The 18,575-nt window shown below is 41.4% G+C and carries 15 protein-coding genes; 11 read left to right on the top strand and 4 right to left on the bottom strand.

What is annotated here, in order from left to right:
• Positions 1-117 precede the first annotated feature (117 nt).
• The 5 genes from hemE (at position 118) to UE46_RS13160 (ending at position 5,663) form a co-directional block, all read left to right on the top strand.
• Positions 118-1,176 (top strand): uroporphyrinogen decarboxylase, encoded by a 1,059-nt coding sequence (gene hemE / locus UE46_RS13180; protein WP_036059379.1) that lies wholly within the window; start codon positions 118-120, stop codon positions 1,174-1,176.
• Positions 1,173-2,093: a ferrochelatase gene (gene hemH / locus UE46_RS13175; protein ID WP_036059380.1), complete on the top strand. Its 921-nt coding sequence runs from the start codon at positions 1,173-1,175 to the stop codon at positions 2,091-2,093. Before hemE ends, hemH begins: the two co-directional genes overlap by 4 nt.
• A 35-nt stretch (positions 2,094-2,128) precedes the next feature.
• Positions 2,129-3,538: a protoporphyrinogen oxidase gene (gene hemY, locus UE46_RS13170; protein WP_036059382.1), complete on the top strand. Its 1,410-nt coding sequence runs from the start codon at positions 2,129-2,131 to the stop codon at positions 3,536-3,538.
• 868 nt (positions 3,539-4,406) lie between these two features.
• Positions 4,407-4,754: a hypothetical protein gene (locus tag UE46_RS13165; protein ID WP_036059383.1), complete on the top strand. Its 348-nt coding sequence runs from the start codon at positions 4,407-4,409 to the stop codon at positions 4,752-4,754.
• Between the two features lie 138 nt (positions 4,755-4,892).
• A complete protein-coding gene (locus UE46_RS13160; protein ID WP_036059457.1) occupies positions 4,893-5,663 on the top strand; it encodes a Cof-type HAD-IIB family hydrolase in 771 nt (256 codons plus the stop codon).
• Between the two features lie 205 nt (positions 5,664-5,868).
• Here the strand turns inward: UE46_RS13160 and UE46_RS13155 are convergent, their stop codons facing one another.
• The 3 genes from UE46_RS13155 to treR form a co-directional block, all read right to left on the bottom strand.
• On the bottom strand, positions 5,869-7,539 hold the full coding sequence (locus UE46_RS13155) for an alpha,alpha-phosphotrehalase (protein ID WP_036059384.1): 1,671 nt from the start codon (positions 7,537-7,539) through the stop codon (positions 5,869-5,871).
• Positions 7,540-7,552: 13 nt separating this feature from the next.
• On the bottom strand, positions 7,553-8,971 hold the full coding sequence (gene treB / locus UE46_RS13150) for a PTS trehalose transporter subunit IIBC (protein WP_036059386.1): 1,419 nt from the start codon (positions 8,969-8,971) through the stop codon (positions 7,553-7,555).
• A 274-nt stretch (positions 8,972-9,245) separates the two neighbouring features.
• Entirely contained in the window at positions 9,246-9,968 is a 723-nt protein-coding gene (gene treR / locus UE46_RS13145) for a trehalose operon repressor (protein ID WP_036059387.1), read from the bottom strand.
• 156 nt (positions 9,969-10,124) lie between these two features.
• On the opposite strand from treR, the gene cas6 reads away from it, so the two are divergent.
• From cas6 to gpmA, 4 genes are all read left to right on the top strand, one after another.
• Complete coding sequence (gene cas6 / locus UE46_RS13140; RefSeq protein WP_036059389.1) at positions 10,125-10,847, top strand: CRISPR-associated endoribonuclease Cas6; 723 nt, start codon at positions 10,125-10,127, stop codon at positions 10,845-10,847.
• 268 nt (positions 10,848-11,115) lie between these two features.
• The gene (locus tag UE46_RS13135; RefSeq protein ID WP_036059392.1) at positions 11,116-11,784 is read left to right on the top strand and encodes a Bax inhibitor-1 family protein; all 669 of its coding nucleotides are present in this window, start codon (positions 11,116-11,118) and stop codon (positions 11,782-11,784) included.
• Positions 11,785-12,275: 491 nt separating this feature from the next.
• Complete coding sequence (gene clpB / locus UE46_RS13130) at positions 12,276-14,870, top strand: ATP-dependent chaperone ClpB (protein ID WP_036059393.1); 2,595 nt, start codon at positions 12,276-12,278, stop codon at positions 14,868-14,870.
• A 165-nt stretch (positions 14,871-15,035) separates the two neighbouring features.
• The gene (gene gpmA / locus UE46_RS13125) at positions 15,036-15,725 is read left to right on the top strand and encodes a 2,3-diphosphoglycerate-dependent phosphoglycerate mutase (protein ID WP_036059396.1); all 690 of its coding nucleotides are present in this window, start codon (positions 15,036-15,038) and stop codon (positions 15,723-15,725) included.
• A 44-nt stretch (positions 15,726-15,769) separates the two neighbouring features.
• Here gpmA and UE46_RS13120 read toward each other — a convergent pair whose 3' ends face one another.
• Complete coding sequence (locus UE46_RS13120; RefSeq protein ID WP_036059397.1) at positions 15,770-15,958, bottom strand: YjzD family protein; 189 nt, start codon at positions 15,956-15,958, stop codon at positions 15,770-15,772.
• 276 nt (positions 15,959-16,234) lie between these two features.
• Here UE46_RS13120 and UE46_RS13115 point away from each other — a divergent pair, with 276 nt between their 5' ends.
• Together UE46_RS13115 and UE46_RS13110 are read left to right on the top strand one after the other, a co-directional pair.
• Positions 16,235-17,185: a hypothetical protein gene (locus UE46_RS13115; protein WP_118907691.1), complete on the top strand. Its 951-nt coding sequence runs from the start codon at positions 16,235-16,237 to the stop codon at positions 17,183-17,185.
• A 434-nt stretch (positions 17,186-17,619) separates the two neighbouring features.
• Positions 17,620-18,558 carry a beta-ketoacyl-ACP synthase III gene (locus tag UE46_RS13110; RefSeq protein ID WP_036059399.1) on the top strand — a complete coding sequence of 313 codons (939 nt, stop codon included), beginning with the start codon at positions 17,620-17,622 and terminating at the stop codon, positions 18,556-18,558.
• Positions 18,559-18,575 lie beyond the last annotated feature (17 nt).

Raw genomic sequence — 18,575 nt, 5'->3', positions numbered from 1 at the left:
GTTATGGAGTCCGATATCTGGTTTTTGATTTGAAATTTTGGTATGCTGTAGATTGTAATAATTCCAAAGTACGCACGAATTTTATGTGCTTTAATGAACAATGAAGGGGTTTTGTTTATGAAAAAGTTAGAAAATGACTTATTTTTACGTGCCGCTAGAAAAGAAGCTGTGGATCAGATTCCAGTTTGGTATATGAGGCAAGCAGGGCGCTCACAGCCAGAATATTGCAAGCTTAAGGAAAAGTATTCATTATTTGAAATTACGCATCAGCCGGAGCTATGTGCTTATGTGACGCGTCTTCCGGTCGAACAGTATGGCGTGGATGCTGCGATTCTTTATAAAGATATTATGACGCCACTTCCTGGAATGGGTGTCGATGTGGAAATTAAAAGCGGTATTGGGCCAGTAATCGCAAACCCGATTCGTACGGGTCAAGATGTGGAGCGCTTATCGTTTTTTCAGGCGGACGAGCATGTACCGTATGTTTTGGATACGATTCGTTTGTTGACAGAAGAGCAGCTTAGCGTGCCGTTAATCGGTTTTGCGGGTGCACCGTTTACGCTTGCGAGTTATATGATCGAAGGCGGACCATCAAAGAGCTACCACCAAACGAAGGCATTTATGTACACGCACGAGGCTGAATGGCATATGTTGATGCAAAAATTAGCGGTGATGACAGCGGATTATTTGATCGCGCAAATCAAAGCCGGAGCAAGTGCTGTACAGATTTTTGATTCATGGGTTGGGGCGCTTAGTGCGGCAGATTATCGTACATATATTAAACCGGCGATCACGCAAATTGTGACGACAGTAAAGCAGTCTAGTCCTTTGACACCGGTTATTATGCAAGCGGTTGGCGCGTCACATTTGTTGCCGGAATGGCGTGACATGGATATTGATGTTGTTGGCGTGGATTGGCGAACGTCGATCACGGATGCAAGAGCGCGAGCTGGTGGCAAAGCGTTGCAGGGGAACCTCGATCCATCGCTACTTTTGGCGCGTGATAAATGTTTGACGCAAGCGGAACTTATTTTAGAAGAGGGCACGCAAGCACCTGGTTTTATTTTCAACTTAGGACATGGCGTTTTCCCAGAAGTATCGCCCGCGATGTTGAAAGAATTGACGGCATTCGTACACGCGAAAAGTGCAATTTTATTAAGGAGTGGAGAAAAGTGAGCAAAAAAGTTGGTTTATTAGTGATGGCGTATGGAACGCCGTATAAAGATGAAGACATTGAGCGTTATTATACAGATATTCGTCATGGTCGTACGCCAAGTCAAGATTTGATTGATGATCTTCGTTCGCGTTATCATGCGATTGGTGGACTTTCACCGCTAGCTAAAATTACGCAAGCACAGGCTTATGGTTTGGCGGAAACACTGAATAATATGCAGTCAGATATTGAATTTAAAACGTACATTGGCTTGAAACATATTGAGCCATTTATTGAAGATGCCGTTCAGGAAATGAAAAATGATGGCATAGAAGAAGCGATTTCAATCATTTTGGCGCCGCATTATTCGAGTTTTAGCGTGAAGGAATATAACGGTCGTGCGCTTAAAAAGACGGAAGAGATTGGCGGACCAACGATTAAGACGATTGATAGCTGGTATGATGAGCCGAAATTTATCGATATGTGGGCGAAGCGAATTAACGCGGTCGAGATTCCAAAAGATGAGCTGGATCAAACGGTTCTTGTTGTTTCTGCGCATAGTTTACCTGAGAAGATTAAAGAGCACGGCGATCCATACCCTGACCAACTAGCGGAAACGGCAGAATTAATTTTTGTGAATGTCGATGTACCGCATTATGCTTTAGGTTGGCAAAGTGAAGGCAAGACTGGGACGCCATGGCTTGGTCCTGATGTGCAGGATTTAACGCGCGCACTTTTTGAAGAGCATGGCTACAAACATTTTATTTATACGCCAGTTGGTTTTGTGGCGGAGCATTTGGAAGTATTGTACGATAATGACTACGAATGTAAAGTTGTGACGGACGAAATTGGAGCGACATATCACCGTCCGCCGATGCCTAATGACGACAAAGAGTTTTTAGATGTCTTGGCAACGGTCGTTTGGAAAAATTGGAAGTAATAAGATAAATATAAATAAAAAGGTGAGTGTTTCCTGTGGTTAAGAAAAAAATAGTTGTAATCGGTGGGGGGATTACAGGATTATCAAGCACATTTTATTTGAAAAAAGAACTCGAAAAACAAGGTTTAGATTATGAATTGGTGCTACTGGAAGCTGGAACGAAAGTCGGCGGAAAGATTGAAACGGTACGGCAAGATGGCTATGTGATAGAACGGGGACCGGATTCATTTTTACGTCGGAAACCAGAAATGAAGAAACTGGTAGCGGACTTGGATTTGGAGGATCAGTTGGTCGAGAATGCGACGGGAGATAATTATGTGCTCGCGAAGCAAGGTCTGCACCCGATTCCCAAAAGTTCCATTATGGGGATTCCAGCGCGCTATCGGCCATTTTTTAAAACGGGTTTATTGTCGGCAAGTGGTAAAATACGCGTGCTCGGAGATTTATTTGTAGGAAAGCAACAAGTGGATGGAGAAGATATGGCACTTGGAACTTTTTTGAGAGCACGTGTTGGTGATGAAATGGTGGATAATATTTTAGAGCCATTGATGTCGGGAATTTATGCTGGTGATCTGGATGAGATGAGTGCCGAGGCAACAGGTGAGCGGTTTTTGAATTTGGAACGGGAGTACGGGAGCCTGATTAAAGGGGTTCGCGGGATCTATGATAAAACGACGGCGCAGCAAAGCACGACATCTACTTTTCTGACGATGCGTGGCGGTTTAGCAACGATTGTTGAGGCTTTAGAACAAGAACTTTCTGCAAAAATTATTAAAAAAGGCAAACGTGTGCAGAAGATTACTAGGCAAGCGCGAGGTTATGAGCTGACGATTTCGAATCAAGAGAAGCTTCAAGCGGATAGTATTTTTATTGCATTGCCGTATCATGAAATTGTACCGATGTTCCGAGATGATTCGAATTTTGAGGAGATTGGTGAAGTTCCTGCTGCAAGTGTGGCGGCGGTGTCGATGATTTTTCCAAAAGATGCGATTGAGAAAGATATTAAAGGAAGCGGATTTGTCGTATCGCGAAATGAAGATTTTTCGATGACGGCGTGTTCGTGGATTCACCAGAAATGGCCTCACACTGTTCCTGATGACAAGGTATTGCTTCGCGCATTTGTTGGTCGTAGAAAAGAAGAATCTATTGTAGACTTGGCGGATAAGGCAATAGAAGAGACTGTTTTGAATGATTTGAATCGGATTATGACAATTAATCGAGCGCCAGATTATACGATGGTTACGCGGTGGCGGAATAGTTTGCCACAGTATACAGTTGGCCATGTACAGCGAAGAGAAGCGATTTTTGAGGAATTCAGGAAGTCGTATCCAGGAATTTTTGCGGGAGGTGCCTCTTTTGATGGCGTAGAGTTATCAGAGTGTGTGCGCCAAGGAATAGATGGAACGACCGCTGTTTTGAAACACTTGGAGAGTATTGAAATATAGAATGAAATAACAGTTATGAGTAAAGCTTGTTTATTAATGTCGTAGTTGGCATCGATAAATAAGCTTTTTGTTTCTAACGGACAAAATCTGTTGGGGCTTATATGAGGCATCATTTCTGGTGATATGGAGTTTTCAAAATGCATGGAAGTGGAGTGGTATGTAATCTATCGGCGGGTGCTATGGGCTGGATTTGGAGGTGGGTTGTGTTTTTTGTTGAAGTTTAGAATTTAGAGAAGGTGGGATCTCGAAATTCATGTGATTGTTTTTGTTTTGTGCCTTTGGATCCAGCTCCAGAAGCCAGCCCCTCGAAATTTTCGTAGCCTCCGAAAAATCCAAAAGATGGATTTATCTGCGCCTCCTAACAAATTTTTTCGGGTCTAACGGGCTTCTTCTGCTTTTCAGGTGATCCAGCTCCAGAAGCCAGCCTCTCGAAATTTTCGTAGCCTCCGAAAAATCCAAAAGATGGATTTATCTGCGCCTCCTAACAAATTTTTTCGGGTCTAACGGGCTTCTTCTGCTTTTCAGGTGATCCAGCTCCAGAAGCCAGCCCCTCGAAATTTTCGTAGCCTCCGAAAAATCCAAAAGATGGATTTATCTGCGCCTCCTAACAAATTTTTTCGGGTCTAACGGGCTTCTTCTGCTTTTCAGGTGATCCAGCTCCAGAAGCCAGCCCCTCGAAATTTTCGTAGCCTCCGCAAAAACCAAAAGCGGGTTTTCACTGCGCTCCCTAACAATTTCTGTCGAGGCTAAGCGGGCTTCTTCCGCTTTTCTTAATTTATTACCAGAATACTACCCAGTTTTAATCATATTCTCATTTTTCTCGGGCATAATAGCATTATAGACAAACCCACTACGGGAGGAAAAAACAATGAATAGATTAGAAAAGAAAAGAATTGCTGAGAATGTCAATTTATATATAAGGTTGAACGGCTTTACGAAACGCTCTTTTGCGAAGGCTACTAATTTTTCTCAAAGTACGGCGGAAGCGATTTTGAATGGCAAAGTCATAAGTAATGCGAAATTCAATAAATACATAGTGAATATAACGGAAACGCTAGGTTTGGATGCTCATTATTTTAAACAGGATAAGGAAACTATCTTGTCCATGCCGATTCATTATCAAGAGGAAGAAGATAAGATTCATATTGGTGACGAGAAGTACAATACGATTAGTGCAATGCTAAAAATTGGCGATGTCTATTATAGTAATTTGTAAGTGAGAACCGGTTGGTGTCCAAATAGGATGTCAATCGGTTTTTTTGATTGGAGAAATGAGGTACTGCAATCGTGTGCATGATGATCGAACTTGTGGTATTGTGAGAGGATATATTGTTTGAAGAAGGGATTTGATGAGTTGAAACCAGCAGCGATTTGTTTTTTTGATTTGGATGGGACGCTATTGACGAGTGAATCTGTTGTGGCGGAGAGTTCTGTGCGGGCGCTTAAGGAATTACGCGCGAAAAATGTTATGCCAATTATTGCGACGGGGCGGACGTTGTGTGAGATTGAACATGTTCTTCTGGCAACGGAAATGACGTCTGTGATCGCGATGAATGGGCAATATGTTTTATATGATGGGGAAGAAGTTTACACGAATCCAATTGATGTCGATGAGATTACGGCGCTACATGAAGGCGCAAAGTCTCAAGGTGTGGAAATGGCATTTTATACGGAGGCAAAAATTCGGGCAACGGTGCAAAATGATGTTATGGAGAAGCATTATCGTTTTTTGGGTGAGGAATCCCCTGAGGTCGACGGGGAACTTTACTTGAAGGAACCGATTTATATGTTATTGCTATTGCTTGAAAGTGGTGATGATTATTTCCCAGAGCGTTTCCCTTATTTTCAATTTGTGCGGAATACGCCATTTAGTAATGATGTGGTGCCAAAGGGTGGTTCTAAGGCGCAGGGCATTGCGAAACTTTTGGAAGTGATGGGTTTTGAGGATGTGCCGACTTATGCGTTTGGAGATGGCATGAATGATTTGGAGATGTTCGGGGCGGTTGACCACGCGATTGCGATGGAGAACGCGGTGCCGGCATTAAAAGAGAAAGCGGAGTTCGTTACTGCGGATAATAATAGCGGTGGGATTGAAAAGGGACTGCGATTGTGCGGTTTGCTTTAAATGCAGACATGAAAAAGCCAGATGATTGCTCATCTGGCTTTTTCTAGCGCCCTTAAACTGCCTTCCACAAAGCATTGATGTTTAAGGGGTTGGCAGTGGAATCTTCACACTGCTTGTAGGCTCATCGCATGAAGTAATCTTAACACGCGACTCTTTGAATGTAAAGGTTTATTTTGATAGAGATCTTAAATACGCTAGCGTGCGTTTACGATAAGTGGATCATTAGAGCTTCGTATGGTTGTAATACTAAGTTGGTTGTTATATCTTCACGCGGATAGTTGGATTCAAGAATTTGTAATGTTTTATCGTGGTGACGTGCAGGCAATTCCCAAGCGACTTCCTCTGCGCTAAAATTACCAACAACGATTACTGTTTCGCCATTCCATTGACGCTCGTAATCATAAATAATTTCGCTTTTTGCATCGAGTAATTTAAAATCACCATTTGCAAAAATATCACGGTCGCGACGCAGGGCAATAAGGCGCTGATATGTGTAGAAGATCGAATCAGGGTCAGCGAGTGCTTTTTCGACGGTCCAGTTATCCTCGTGAATGGGCGCTAACCATGGTTCTCCGTCTGTAAAACCGTGATGCTTTTCGTCATTCCATTGCATCGGGATACGGGAGTTTTCACGCGATTTTTCACGTAGAATTTGTAGTGCATCAGCTTCTGAAATGCCGTCTGTGAGCATTTGTTTATAGGCATTGCGAGATTCTGCGTCGTCATACTGCGAAATATCCGTGAAATTCGCATCGGTCATCGCGATTTCCTCGCCTTGATAAATATAGGTCGTTCCTTGTAAGCCGAACAGTATAATCGCTAAAAGTTTCGCGCTCTTTTCTCGGTAGGCTTGGTCATCTGCAAAACGTGCGAGTGCCCTTGGCTGATCGTGATTCGTCCAGAAAAGCGCGTTCCAACCGCCACCCTCTGCCATTTTCAACTGCCATTCTGCCATCACGCGTTTCAAGTCAGTGAGTTTGTATTTTGCGCTGGCCCATTTTTTACCGTCGGGATAATCGACTTTCATATGGTGGAAATTAAACGCCATGCTAAGTTCTTGACGCTCGGGATTCGTGTATTTAATACATTCTTCTGGTGTAGTGGAGGACATTTCGCCAACTGTGACGTGATGATACTTATCAAAAACGCGACGGTTCATTTGGTGCAAATATTCGTGAACGTGTGGCCCGTCAACGTAAAATTTACGACCATCATCTTGCGCGGTAGCAAGCGAATCATTTGGGAAATCAGGATTCTTGGAGATGTTGTTAATGACGTCTAGACGGAAACCATCGATGCCTTTTTCGCCCCACCAAGCCATCATTTGATAGATTTCCTCTTGTAGTTTTGGATTTTCCCAATTGAGATCAGGCATGCCGACTTCATATAGATGTAAATAGTACTGACCAGATGCGGTATCTAGTTCCCATGCGGAGCCGCTGAACTTAGAAAGCCAGTTATTCGGTGGTCCGCCGTCTGCCGCGGGATCTTTCCAAATATAGTAATCGCGATACGGATTATCCTTTCCTTTTAGCGCTTCTTGGAACCAGCGATGTTGGTAGGACGTGTGATTAACCACCATATCCATCATAATTTTCAAATCACGGGCATGAGCTTTTTCTAGGAGTTCGTCAAAATCGGCCATCGTTCCGTATTGGGGGTCCATCGCGTAATAGTCCGCAATGTCATAGCCATTATCGCGTTGTGGTGATACGTACATTGGTGTTAGCCACAGCAAATCAATGCCGAGTTTTGCTAGGTAATCTAATTTTTCTATAATGCCACGGATGTCACCGATACCATCACCGTTCGTGTCGTTAAAACTACGCGGGTAAATTTGATATACTGTTCCTTTTTGCCACCATTCGTTATTCATGTTTAAAATCCTCCTAGAATCCTGTATTTCCTTGTTTTCGTTTTGCCATGCCGATGATGAATGTTAGTACAAATGGTACGCCGATTGCGATAACCATGCCGATTGCGTAAGCGCCCCAGCCAGCTCGTGTGATCGAGAGGATTGAGAATAATCCACTGACACCGATAGATTGTGAGATGACGCCGTTGTAAGCGATGAAACCGCCTGCGAGTCCTGCGCCGATCATTGAGCAAACGAAGGCGTATTTGGCTCGTAAATTGACTCCAAACATGGCGGGTTCGGTGATGCCGAGATAGGCTGAAAGCGCGGATGTGAGTGCGATGCTGCGGTTCTTTTTATCTTGCGTTACGAATGCCATTGCCAGAGCTGCCGAACCTTGTGCGGTATCGGAAAGCGCCTGGATAGGCCAAAACATCGTTCTACCAGTTGTTGAAATAAGTTGTAAATTGACAGCAAGGAAGGCGTGATGCATGCCTGTGATAACGAGTAGGGCAAAACAGCCACCAAATAGGACGCCTGTAATGATCGGTGATACGTTTGATAGGCTTACAATACCGTCTGTAATCCAATTGGAAATCCATAATGTGATCGGACCAATCGCGATTAACGATAGGGCGCTCGTCACGAGAAGTGTCACGGGAGCAACGACGAGCAATTGGAAGGCATCGGCAACCACGCGACGGAGCGCTTTTTCAATGGAAGCGTATACCCAAGCGGCCACAAGAACTGGCAATACTTGACCTTGATAGCCAATTTGCGCGATTTCAAGTCCGAAGAAATTCCAATAATGAGGTTCTTTCACGCCAATATCATAAGCACTCATCAGCGCTGGATTCACGAGGACAAGCCCTAAAACGATCCCCATCAGCGGGTTTCCACCAAAATATTTCACGGCAGACCAACCGACAAGTGCTGGTAAGAAGGCAAAAGCGGTTCCGGCGATCATACTAATCATGCCAGCAATACCAGCCAGATTCGGATACATATCAACAAGCGATTTACCTTCCACAAAAATTCCTACACCAACGAGGACATTATTAATACCAAGTAAAAGACCACTAGCTACAATCGCTGGCAAAATTGGAATGAAGACGTCACCTAGCATTTTTACGATTTTTTGAAGCGGATTTAATTTCTTAGCGTTCTCATTTTTGAGTTCTGCCGTTGTAACTTCTTTGACATTTGTTTGGCGAACGAGTTCTTCGTAAGCTTTATCTACCGTTCCTTGTCCAATAACGACTTGATATTGACCGTTGGAGCTGAAATTTCCGCGAACGATGTCGATTTCTTTCAGCGCGGCTTCGTCTACAATGGATTCATCTTTGAGTTGAAAACGGAGACGCGAGATACAGTGCGTTGCCATGCTAATATTATCTTCGCCACCAATCGCTGCTATAATCGCCGCGACGTTCTTTTTTGTCACTTTTACCATTTTAAATTCCCCTCTTTCTGAGCTAACTATAAAATGTAATCGATTTCATTTTCAATAGGTTTATTATAAGTTGTTTAAACAACTTATGCAAGCCTTTTCTTTAAATTTGTTTAAACAAATTTAAAGAAACCCCGCCAAGGCGAGGTTTCAGGGTTAAAAAGTTTCGATTCATTGTTTTTCTTGCAGTGTTAACGTGATATCGGATTGTTTTGCAATGGATTTATTGGATGCTACTTGATGGCACATTTTAACGAGTGAAAGTGGAGTTCGTGGATTACCCTTTTAACCGCTGCGCAGAATCGAAAAATACAAACCGATCTGGGCGGTGTCTCGATTCGGTATATTCAAACATCGTGCCATTTGCATCGTACGCGTAATTTTTCACGACGGCAAGGCAATCATAGCCTGCTAAATCAAGATATTTTTTATCATCTTCTTGTGCTTTTTCAACGACGATATAGCGCTTCGAAGTTACGATTTTCACTTTTAGCTCCTCTTCAATATATTCATAAATCGATGCGGCCGCTTTTTCAGGTGTTAAATCGCGGACAACGGAACGATCAAAATAATTCACATCAAGAATCAGCGCCTCATCTTCAACTAAACGGAGCCGCTTTATATAATAAACTTCGGTACCGACCGATAGCATCGTTTTTTGAGCCAGCGCCTCATCCACCGTTAACTCCTCAAAATGAACGACCTCGGTCTGAAACGTTTTATGGTTGCGAACGAAGGATTCTTTCATGCTTTCCACGCCGCCAAACATGAACTCAATCGACTCATGTCGGTGAATGACCATGACCCCTTTACCGCGCACACTTTGAATATAACCATCTTTTGCAAGTTCGGAAATAGCTCGACGAACAGTGTTGCGACTGCAATTGAAGCGCTTGATAAGCACTTGTTCTGTTGGCAACATTTCTTTAAAAGCATATTGGTCTTCCTCAATGTCTTTTTTCAGCTCTAAATAGATATCATGATAAACAGCTTTTCCCAATGTATGTACCCCCGTTTTTGCTTATTTGTTTAAACAGCTTCATGTATGTATTGTACTAAAGATATTTTGATAAGGGAAGAGGATGCTTCTGTTGGATGTATTTGTAAAAAAGTGATATATTAGTATTGAATGGAAACAATCAAGAGGGGGATAGGGATGAGACTTAAAATTAGTTGCGAGTTGACGTCGGATAAGATTCCGGCAGATTATAGACGGAAAGTCGTCAGCGTGATGAAAGCGGGTTTATCGAAGTCAAATGAGGAAAAGTATAAAGAAATGTATGGCGGTAATAAACAGAAAAACTTTACATTCTCCGTATACCTTCCAAAACCAGTATTTAACGGGACTGTTATTGAGTTAGAACAGAAAAAATTAGTGATCAATTTTGCTACGGCCGATGCGGAGCTAGGTATTAATTATTACAATGCACTCATGAACGTGCGGAATAAATTACTGCCATTTTCAACAATGAATCAAATTCGAGTGAAAGATATTAAAATTGTGCGTGAAGAACCGATTGTTTCCGACCGAATCGCATTTAAAACGCTGTCGCCAATTGTATGCCGAGACCATAATAAAGAGACGAGAAAAGACTGGTTTTATTGGTGGGAAGAGGATGCTTTTGAAGCGATTTTAAAACGAAATCTATATTTTCAATTACGTGATAAATTTGGCGAATACGTAAAAGATGATATCGAGGCATTACAATTTAAAAAAGTAGCCATTAAAAAGACTGTTGTTGTATGTTATAATCTTCACGTTGCTTGCTCGCTCGGTAAATTTGAGCTTGTCGGCCAACCTTATTTATTAAATCATTTTGTCCAAGGCGGTATCGGCTCAATGCGCGGTATGGGTTTCGGCATGATCGAAACGATATAAAAAGAACCTTAATCTAATCAACATGAACGTGTTTCTTTACTACTTTACACTAATAAAATACGCCAACATTATCTTATTAATAATTGATAATGTTCATTTGCATGTCCGAAAATCCACAAAAATATATTATGTTGCCATGTTTGGTCTTGGCAGTGCGATTTTATCTCAATTTGGTTTATAGGTAACGGGGAATTTGTAAATGAAAGGTTTTCAAGCAATTCTCGTCATGGTATACTAAATTCATAATCCATGGATGGGAGAGAATTAGATGAATGATACGTATAGCAGTGCAGAACAAACAGTGACAGGCGCCACGAAGGCAGAAATTATGCAAAAGGTACTAAACTGGTTTGTCATTTCTTTAGTAATGGCGACGCTTGGGACGGTGATTGGTCGCGGGATTCCGATGTCGTTTTATATACCGCTTGTTGTTTTAGAATTTGCGTTATTGATCGCGATGATCTTTGTACGCCGTAGCAAGAGTGCCTCGAAAATAGGCTATGGTTTATTATTGGCATTTGCCTTTGTAACAGGTTTAGTTTTAGCGCCAACATTGCAATGGTATTTGGACGCAGGAGCTGGTAACGCGGTTCTGATGGCCTTTGCAACGGCAACGGTTACTTTTACGGTACTCGGATTTGTCGGTGCGAAGATGAAAACTGATTTATCTTTCATGGCAAAAGGATTATTCGCGGCATTGATTATTTTAGTTGTTATCTCGCTAATTTCGATCTTTTTCCCGCTAGGTTCGTTGATGTCAACGATTTTTGCAGGAGCAGGGACGTTATTGTTCTCGCTGTATATTTTATTCGATTTTAATCAGATTATGAAACGGGATGTTACGATGAAGGATGTGCCGGTACTTGCGCTGAGCTTGTATTTGGACTTCTTGAACTTGTTCTTGTTTCTTTTAAGGCTTTTCACCGGCCGCAACTAATTCATCAAAAGCGTGCCCGCCAAACGATCATTTCCGTCGTTAAAAGCTGTGCTCCGATGCTCATGTACAAATCGTACATTCCGCTTCGGTGCTCGCTTTTGCCTAGGAACTAATCATTTGGCGGGCACGCTTTGGTTTACTGGTGAATTCTGGGTTTTGGAGGTTTAGAGATTTAGGGAACATGGGCGCTTTGCTGCATGCTTTTATCATCGATGTCGAATTTTGGATTGAAGTAGGAGTTTGTTAATCCGTACTACTACATCATAATTTCTGCTATTTATGAGGACATCACAATAAGACTGTACGAGAGGTATACCAAGGAAAAATGCTCAAAATCTAGCTTTTTTGTGTGGACAAATATGTAAAAAGGGTCTATAATAATCATATGGTCAGTAAAGGTCAGTGATTCGAAAACTCCTTCTTAAAGCGGAGGAATTTTTGCGGCTGATCTTTTATAATAGAAAGAAACTAGAAAAGAGGTGCGTTATTCTATGGAAATGCAAAAATTTACACAACAGGTCCAAGAAACAATCGCGGCAGCTCAACAACTAGCTATTGAGGGTAAGCAACAACAAATAGATACGGCACATATTTTCGCATCATTGCTTGAACAAAGTGATTTTGCGAAGCGAGTATATGAGGTCGCGGAAGTCGATGTCAAAAAACTACAAGCTGTCGTGCAAGCGGAAATAGAGAAGTTACCGAGTGTAACGGGAAGCAATGTGCAATACGGCCAAGCGATGAGTCCATCTTTATACGAACTTATTGCGGATGCTGGAAAAGAGCAGCAAAAGCTCGAGGATGACTATATATCAACCGAGCATTTATTGCTTGCGATTATGAATCAGAAAAAGAATCCAATCACCGAGGCAATCGGGATTTCGAAAAAACAATTGAATGAAGCAATACTACAAATAAGAGGAGGAAAACGAGTGACAACACAAAACGCAGAAGAACAATATGAAGCACTATTAAAATATGGTCGCGATCTAGTTGCCGAAGTGCGCACTGGAAAAATTGATCCAGTCATCGGTCGTGACGCTGAAATCCGTAATGTAATTCGCATTTTATCACGTAAAACTAAAAATAACCCAGTTCTAATCGGAGAACCAGGTGTTGGTAAAACAGCGATCGTCGAAGGACTCGCACAACGGATTGTCAGAAAAGATGTACCAGAAGGCTTGAAAGATAAGACGATTATTTCATTGGATATTGGTTCTTTACTTGCTGGGGCGAAATATCGCGGTGAGTTTGAAGAACGTTTGAAAGCTGTTTTACAAGAAGTAAAAGACAGCGATGGCGAGATTTTACTATTTATCGATGAAATCCATACGATCGTTGGCGCTGGTAAAACAGATGGCGCGATGGATGCGGGAAATATGCTAAAACCAATGCTTGCCCGCGGGGAACTTCACTGTATTGGCGCTACAACACTCGACGAATACCGTCAATACATTGAAAAAGATCCAGCACTTGAACGGAGATTCCAAAAAGTGCTTGTTCCTGAACCAACCGTCGAAGATACAGTTTCCATTTTACGGGGACTAAAAGAACGTTTTGAAATTCATCATGGGGTTAACATTCACGATAATGCGCTTGTTGCAGCAGCGACACTTTCGAACCGCTATATTACCGACAGATTTTTGCCAGATAAAGCGATTGACCTTGTGGATGAAGCGTGCGCAACGATCCGCGTGGAAATTGATTCGATGCCAAGTGAGCTCGACGAAGTAACGCGTAAAGTGATGCAATTAGAAATCGAAGAAGCCGCGCTAAAAGAAGAGAAGGACCCAGCGAGTGAACGCCGTTTGGAAATACTCCAAAAAGAGCTCGCAGATTATAAAGAAGAAGCCAACAAGATGAAATCAAAATGGGAATCTGAGAAAAATGAAATCGGCAAAATCAGAGAAGTTCGTGAACAAATCGAACATTTACGTCATGAATTAGAAGAGGCCGAAAATAATTATGATTTAAATAAAGCCGCAGAACTTCGCCACGGACGGATTCCAGAAGTGGAGAAAGAACTTGCCGCTTTAGAAGAAGAAAATCGGGAAAAAACAGAGAATGAGGATCGACTTTTACAAGAAGAAGTGACCGAGAATGAAATTGCAGATATCGTCGGCAGATGGACAGGAATTCCAGTGAATAAACTCGTAGAAGGCGAACGTGAAAAACTGTTGAAACTCGCTGATTCGCTAAAAGAAAAAGTCATTGGTCAAGAAAACGCAGTACAATTAGTAAGTGATGCTGTGATTCGTGCACGTGCCGGAATTAAAGATCCGCGTCGCCCGATTGGTTCCTTCATTTTCCTAGGCCCAACTGGTGTCGGAAAAACCGAACTGGCCAAAGCACTAGCCTTCAATCTTTTTGATGCGGAAGATCACATGATTCGAATCGATATGTCGGAGTACATGGAAAAACACGCCGTATCAAGACTTGTCGGTGCTCCTCCAGGATATATTGGCTATGAAGAAGGCGGTCAACTAACTGAAGCCGTTCGACGCAATCCGTATTCGATCATTTTACTTGATGAAATTGAAAAGGCGCATCCCGATGTGTTCAATATCTTACTCCAAGTGCTGGATGACGGTCGTATCACCGATTCCCAAGGACGCCTGATCGATTTTAAAAATACGGTGATCATCATGACGTCGAATATTGGCTCCACAATGTTACTCGAACGCACGGTAAATGGCGAAATCTCCGAGAAGCTAGAAGAGGACGTGCTAGAAGTTCTACAAGCATCCTTCAAGCCTGAATTTTTGAACCGTGTAGACGATATTATTCTTTTCAAACCACTCACTCTTGAAAACATCAAAGGCATTGTTGAAAAAGTGGTTGCGGAATTGGAAGCGCGTCTTGCTGGTCAAGAAATGAAAATCACGATGACAGACGAAGCGAAAGAATTCATTGCTGAAGAGGCGTACGATCCAGTTTACGGCGCTCGTCCATTGAAACGCTATATCACACGCCAAATCGAAACACCACTTGCCCGTGAAATCGTTGCAGGAAACATCTTGCCACATTCCGAAGTAGCAATCACACTAAAAGATGGTGCATTCGATTTTGATATTGTGAACAACTAAAAATTCCACGCGGAGGTTTAGCGAGGATATCGCTGAAATTAGTTTTTCAATAGTTATGCTTAGCGCTTTGCTCAGACTTTCTTTTCCGAGCAAAGCGTTTTATACTTAAGAAAATAGGGAAAAATGCAAGTGGTATGGAAATGAAATGCGGAGAGGATGAAAGAAATGAAATTAGTATTAATTCGTCACGGACAAAGTGAGTGGAACAAGTTAAACCTATTTACAGGTTGGCATGATGTCGACTTATCAGAACAAGGCGTTGAAGAGGCAAAAAGAGCAGGCGAGCTAATTAAAGAAGCAGGACTTGAATTCGACGTGGCCTTCACATCAGTCCTAACCCGCGCTATCCGAACACTGGATTTCGCCTTAGCAGGTTCCGATCAATTGTGGGTTCCCGTGTACAAATCATGGCGCTTAAACGAAAGACATTACGGCGCATTACAAGGCCTAAACAAAGAAGAAACAGCCAAAAAATACGGGGCAGACCAAGTCCAACTATGGCGTCGTAGCTATGACACATTACCACCATTACTAGAAGAAGGTGACGAACGCCAAGCAAAAAATGATCGCCGCTATCAGTTATTAGATACGAGCACAATTCCAACAGGCGAAAATCTAAAAGTAACCCTAGAACGCGTTATCCCATATTGGATGGACACAATCGCACCAGAAATAAAAAGTGGCAAACGCGTCGTCATCGCAGCACATGGTAACAGTTTACGCGCTTTAGTCAAATTTTTAGAAGGTATCAGTGACGATGATATCATGGAAGTTGAGATTCCAACCGGCGTACCATTAGTGTACGAATTGGATGATGAATTAAAACCAACGAACAAATATTATCTAGGTGAATAAATAAAAAAAGTATGTTGGCCAGTTTTTTGGTCAACATACTTTTTTTATTTGATATCGTAAGTTTCGCTTTCTTTGGGCATCAATACAGGAATAATGAAAATCGCGATGGAAATAGCGACCGCCATAATAGTTCCCATTGTGAAATCGTAAGTCGTTGCAATAACAGAAGCAGCAACATACTCAGACATTTGAGCTAAAATAAACACCCAGAAAAATGTCACAATATAACGCATGACACAACACCTCCATTCAAGGATTCCTGTCATCATTCTAGCATAAAAACGATAAATTGAACAAGTATTTGTCTATATATATGAATATATTGTAAAAAAACGTTTACAATAAATCGAGTCCGTGATACCATATTATAGGAGGGCTGTTCTTGACTATGATTTAGGATATGATAACTATGTGAGTGTCTATATTGAATGTTCTAGCATTCTTTAAGCGTAAGTTTTAATAGAGTACAATATAGAAGATATTACATAGAGATAAAAGGAGAATTTACATTGAATATATTTTTAGTTGTACTATTAGTAATTATATTATTCGTTATCGTTATTTCAGGAGTTCTATTTTGGAAATTTAATTTAAAGAATGTTAATAAAAAAGAGCAAACTACGTTGGGAATTATAAAAGATTTCTCACCTCTTCTAGTTGCTTATGCTGGTATCGTTATTGCAGCATTTCCTTATCTAGGCCCTGAAGAGCGAATTCCGGTCATATTCCCAGGATATGAAGAAAAGATATCCGAAATTGAAAAATTAAAAAAAGAAAATAGTGAATTAAAATATACAATAGCTAATCAAGCACAAGAACAAGGTAAATTATCTGAAAAAAATAAAGACTTAGCACAAAAGAAATACGCAGAATTAAGCAAAATATCTTTAGTTGTAGATGGTTTGCCAACTAACAAAGGTAATAATGTAATTGCAGCTGTTAATGATTCAATCTACTATAATGAAGATATATTGAAAAGTCTCATTGATCAAGAATTAAACTATGATGAAGATGCTAAAACCATTTACATTGGATCTAAATCTGATCAAAAGGTTACAAAACAAGCTTTATCAGAACAATACAGTATATTATATGGTGGGGAGAACTATACCTCGCTTGAAAATACTGACGAAGACTACCATGTAGGTGGGAAAATCATAAATGATGGCTTTATTTTTAAAGAATATAGTTTCGGAGATAATATAGCTTTATTAAATACGGATACAAAGTTTACTAAAATGGAATTTGATATCGGTAAGTTAGACGAATCCACAAGCTCTCTAGAAGACGCTAAAATGAAAGTTGAATTGAGTGGTGTGCAAAAATATCAAGAAAATATACGTGCTGATATAACTTCACATCATTATGAGTATGATATTACTGATGCAACAACTGTTAAATTTCTAATTTCAGATAGTCGGTCAGGGTTTGGAATTTATAATATTATTTTTACTAAGTAATACTGTTACTTAGATGACATACGTAAAATATGCTGAGCCAACTGTTGAGGCTCGGCTTATTTACTTGTGAGGAATGCAATTTGATAATTTCTATTGTTAAATAAGTGATTGTCTGTTAAAATTAGGACCAGGTAATAAAAAAAGCTGAACATGCTGGCTCATCCCTGACAGAAATAGTGACAAACATGGTGCAAGCCATCACTTAGACTTTTGCCGTGTTTGTCACTATTTCCGAGGGGATGGCGTGTAAGGCTGGATTGGGAAAGCTACAAACCAAAAGCCTCGCCAATTCACCAAACAAAATACGCGAGGCCAGAAAACCCCAAATTACCACCTACTCATTCGCAAAAACAGCAATTATCCTTTTTTTATATGTACGACCCCGAAGCGAGTTAAGGCGCTTCACCACTAATTTTTCTTGGAGGAATACAAAAATGAATGCAGGTATTTTAGGTGTTGGAAAATATGTACCAGAACGCGTATTAACAAATGCAGATTTAGAAAAAATGATGGATACATCCGACGAGTGGATTCGCTCGAGAACAGGAATCGAAGAACGCCACATCGCGCGTGAAGATGAATATGTACACGATATGGCTTACGAAGCAGCAAAAGCAGCGATCGAAAACGCAGGATTAACACCAGCGGACATCGATCTAATTATCGTGGCAACAGTAACACAAGAATCCAATTTCCCATCCGTGGGTAACATTATTCAAGACCGTTTAGGCGCAAACAATGCAGCAGCAATGGATCTAGGAGCAGCATGTGCCGGTTTCACATTCGGAACGGTAACAGCCGCACAATTCATCCAAACAGGCGCATACAAAAATATCGTCATTGTTGGTGCAGATAAACTATCAAAAATTACAGATTGGGATGATCGCAGCACAGCGGTCCTTTTCGGCGATGGCGCTGGAGCAGTTGTTATGGGGCCAGTTTCTGATGGCCGCGGTTTGTTATCTTTTGATCTAGGTTCAGACGGATCAGGCGGTAAATATTTAAACTTAAACGAAAAACGTAAACTATACATGAATGGCCGCGAAGTTTTCCGTTTTGCCGTGCGTCAAATGGGTGAAGCATCGTTACGCGTGCTTGAGAGTGCAGGTCTAGAAAAAGAAGAATTAGATTTATTAATTCCGCATCAAGCGAACATTCGTATCATGGAATCGTCTCGTGAACGCCTAGGCTTACCGGAAGAAAAATTAATGAAAACCGTTCATAAATACGGAAATACATCGGCATCTTCTATTGTCTTAGCGCTAGTTGACGCTGTTGAAGAAAATCGCATTAAAGAGGATGACAATATTTTACTAGTAGGTTTTGGTGGTGGCCTTACATGGGGTGCTCTAATCCTAAAGTGGGGTAAATAAATAGAATTTATGTCTAC

Source organism: Listeria weihenstephanensis (assembly GCF_003534205.1).
Lineage (GTDB): Bacteria > Bacillota > Bacilli > Lactobacillales > Listeriaceae > Listeria_A > Listeria_A weihenstephanensis.
This window is presented reverse-complemented; position numbering and strand designations above follow the sequence as displayed.

Bases quoted from the DNA above. Each gene is read 5' to 3' on its own strand.
- cas6 (WP_036059389.1), top strand. From the start codon at position 10,125: ATGAGACTTAAAATTAGTTGCGAGTTGACGTCGGATAAGATTCCGGCA.
- UE46_RS13155 (WP_036059384.1), bottom strand. From the start codon at position 7,539: ATGAATAACGAATGGTGGCAAAAAGGAACAGTATATCAAATTTACCCG.
- UE46_RS13135 (WP_036059392.1), top strand. From the start codon at position 11,116: ATGAATGATACGTATAGCAGTGCAGAACAAACAGTGACAGGCGCCACG.
- UE46_RS13165 (WP_036059383.1), top strand. From the start codon at position 4,407: ATGAATAGATTAGAAAAGAAAAGAATTGCTGAGAATGTCAATTTATAT.
- UE46_RS13110 (WP_036059399.1), top strand. From the start codon at position 17,620: ATGAATGCAGGTATTTTAGGTGTTGGAAAATATGTACCAGAACGCGTA.
- hemE (WP_036059379.1), top strand. From the start codon at position 118: ATGAAAAAGTTAGAAAATGACTTATTTTTACGTGCCGCTAGAAAAGAA.
- clpB (WP_036059393.1), top strand. From the start codon at position 12,276: ATGGAAATGCAAAAATTTACACAACAGGTCCAAGAAACAATCGCGGCA.
- treB (WP_036059386.1), bottom strand. From the start codon at position 8,971: ATGGTAAAAGTGACAAAAAAGAACGTCGCGGCGATTATAGCAGCGATT.
- gpmA (WP_036059396.1), top strand. From the start codon at position 15,036: ATGAAATTAGTATTAATTCGTCACGGACAAAGTGAGTGGAACAAGTTA.
- UE46_RS13120 (WP_036059397.1), bottom strand. From the start codon at position 15,958: ATGCGTTATATTGTGACATTTTTCTGGGTGTTTATTTTAGCTCAAATG.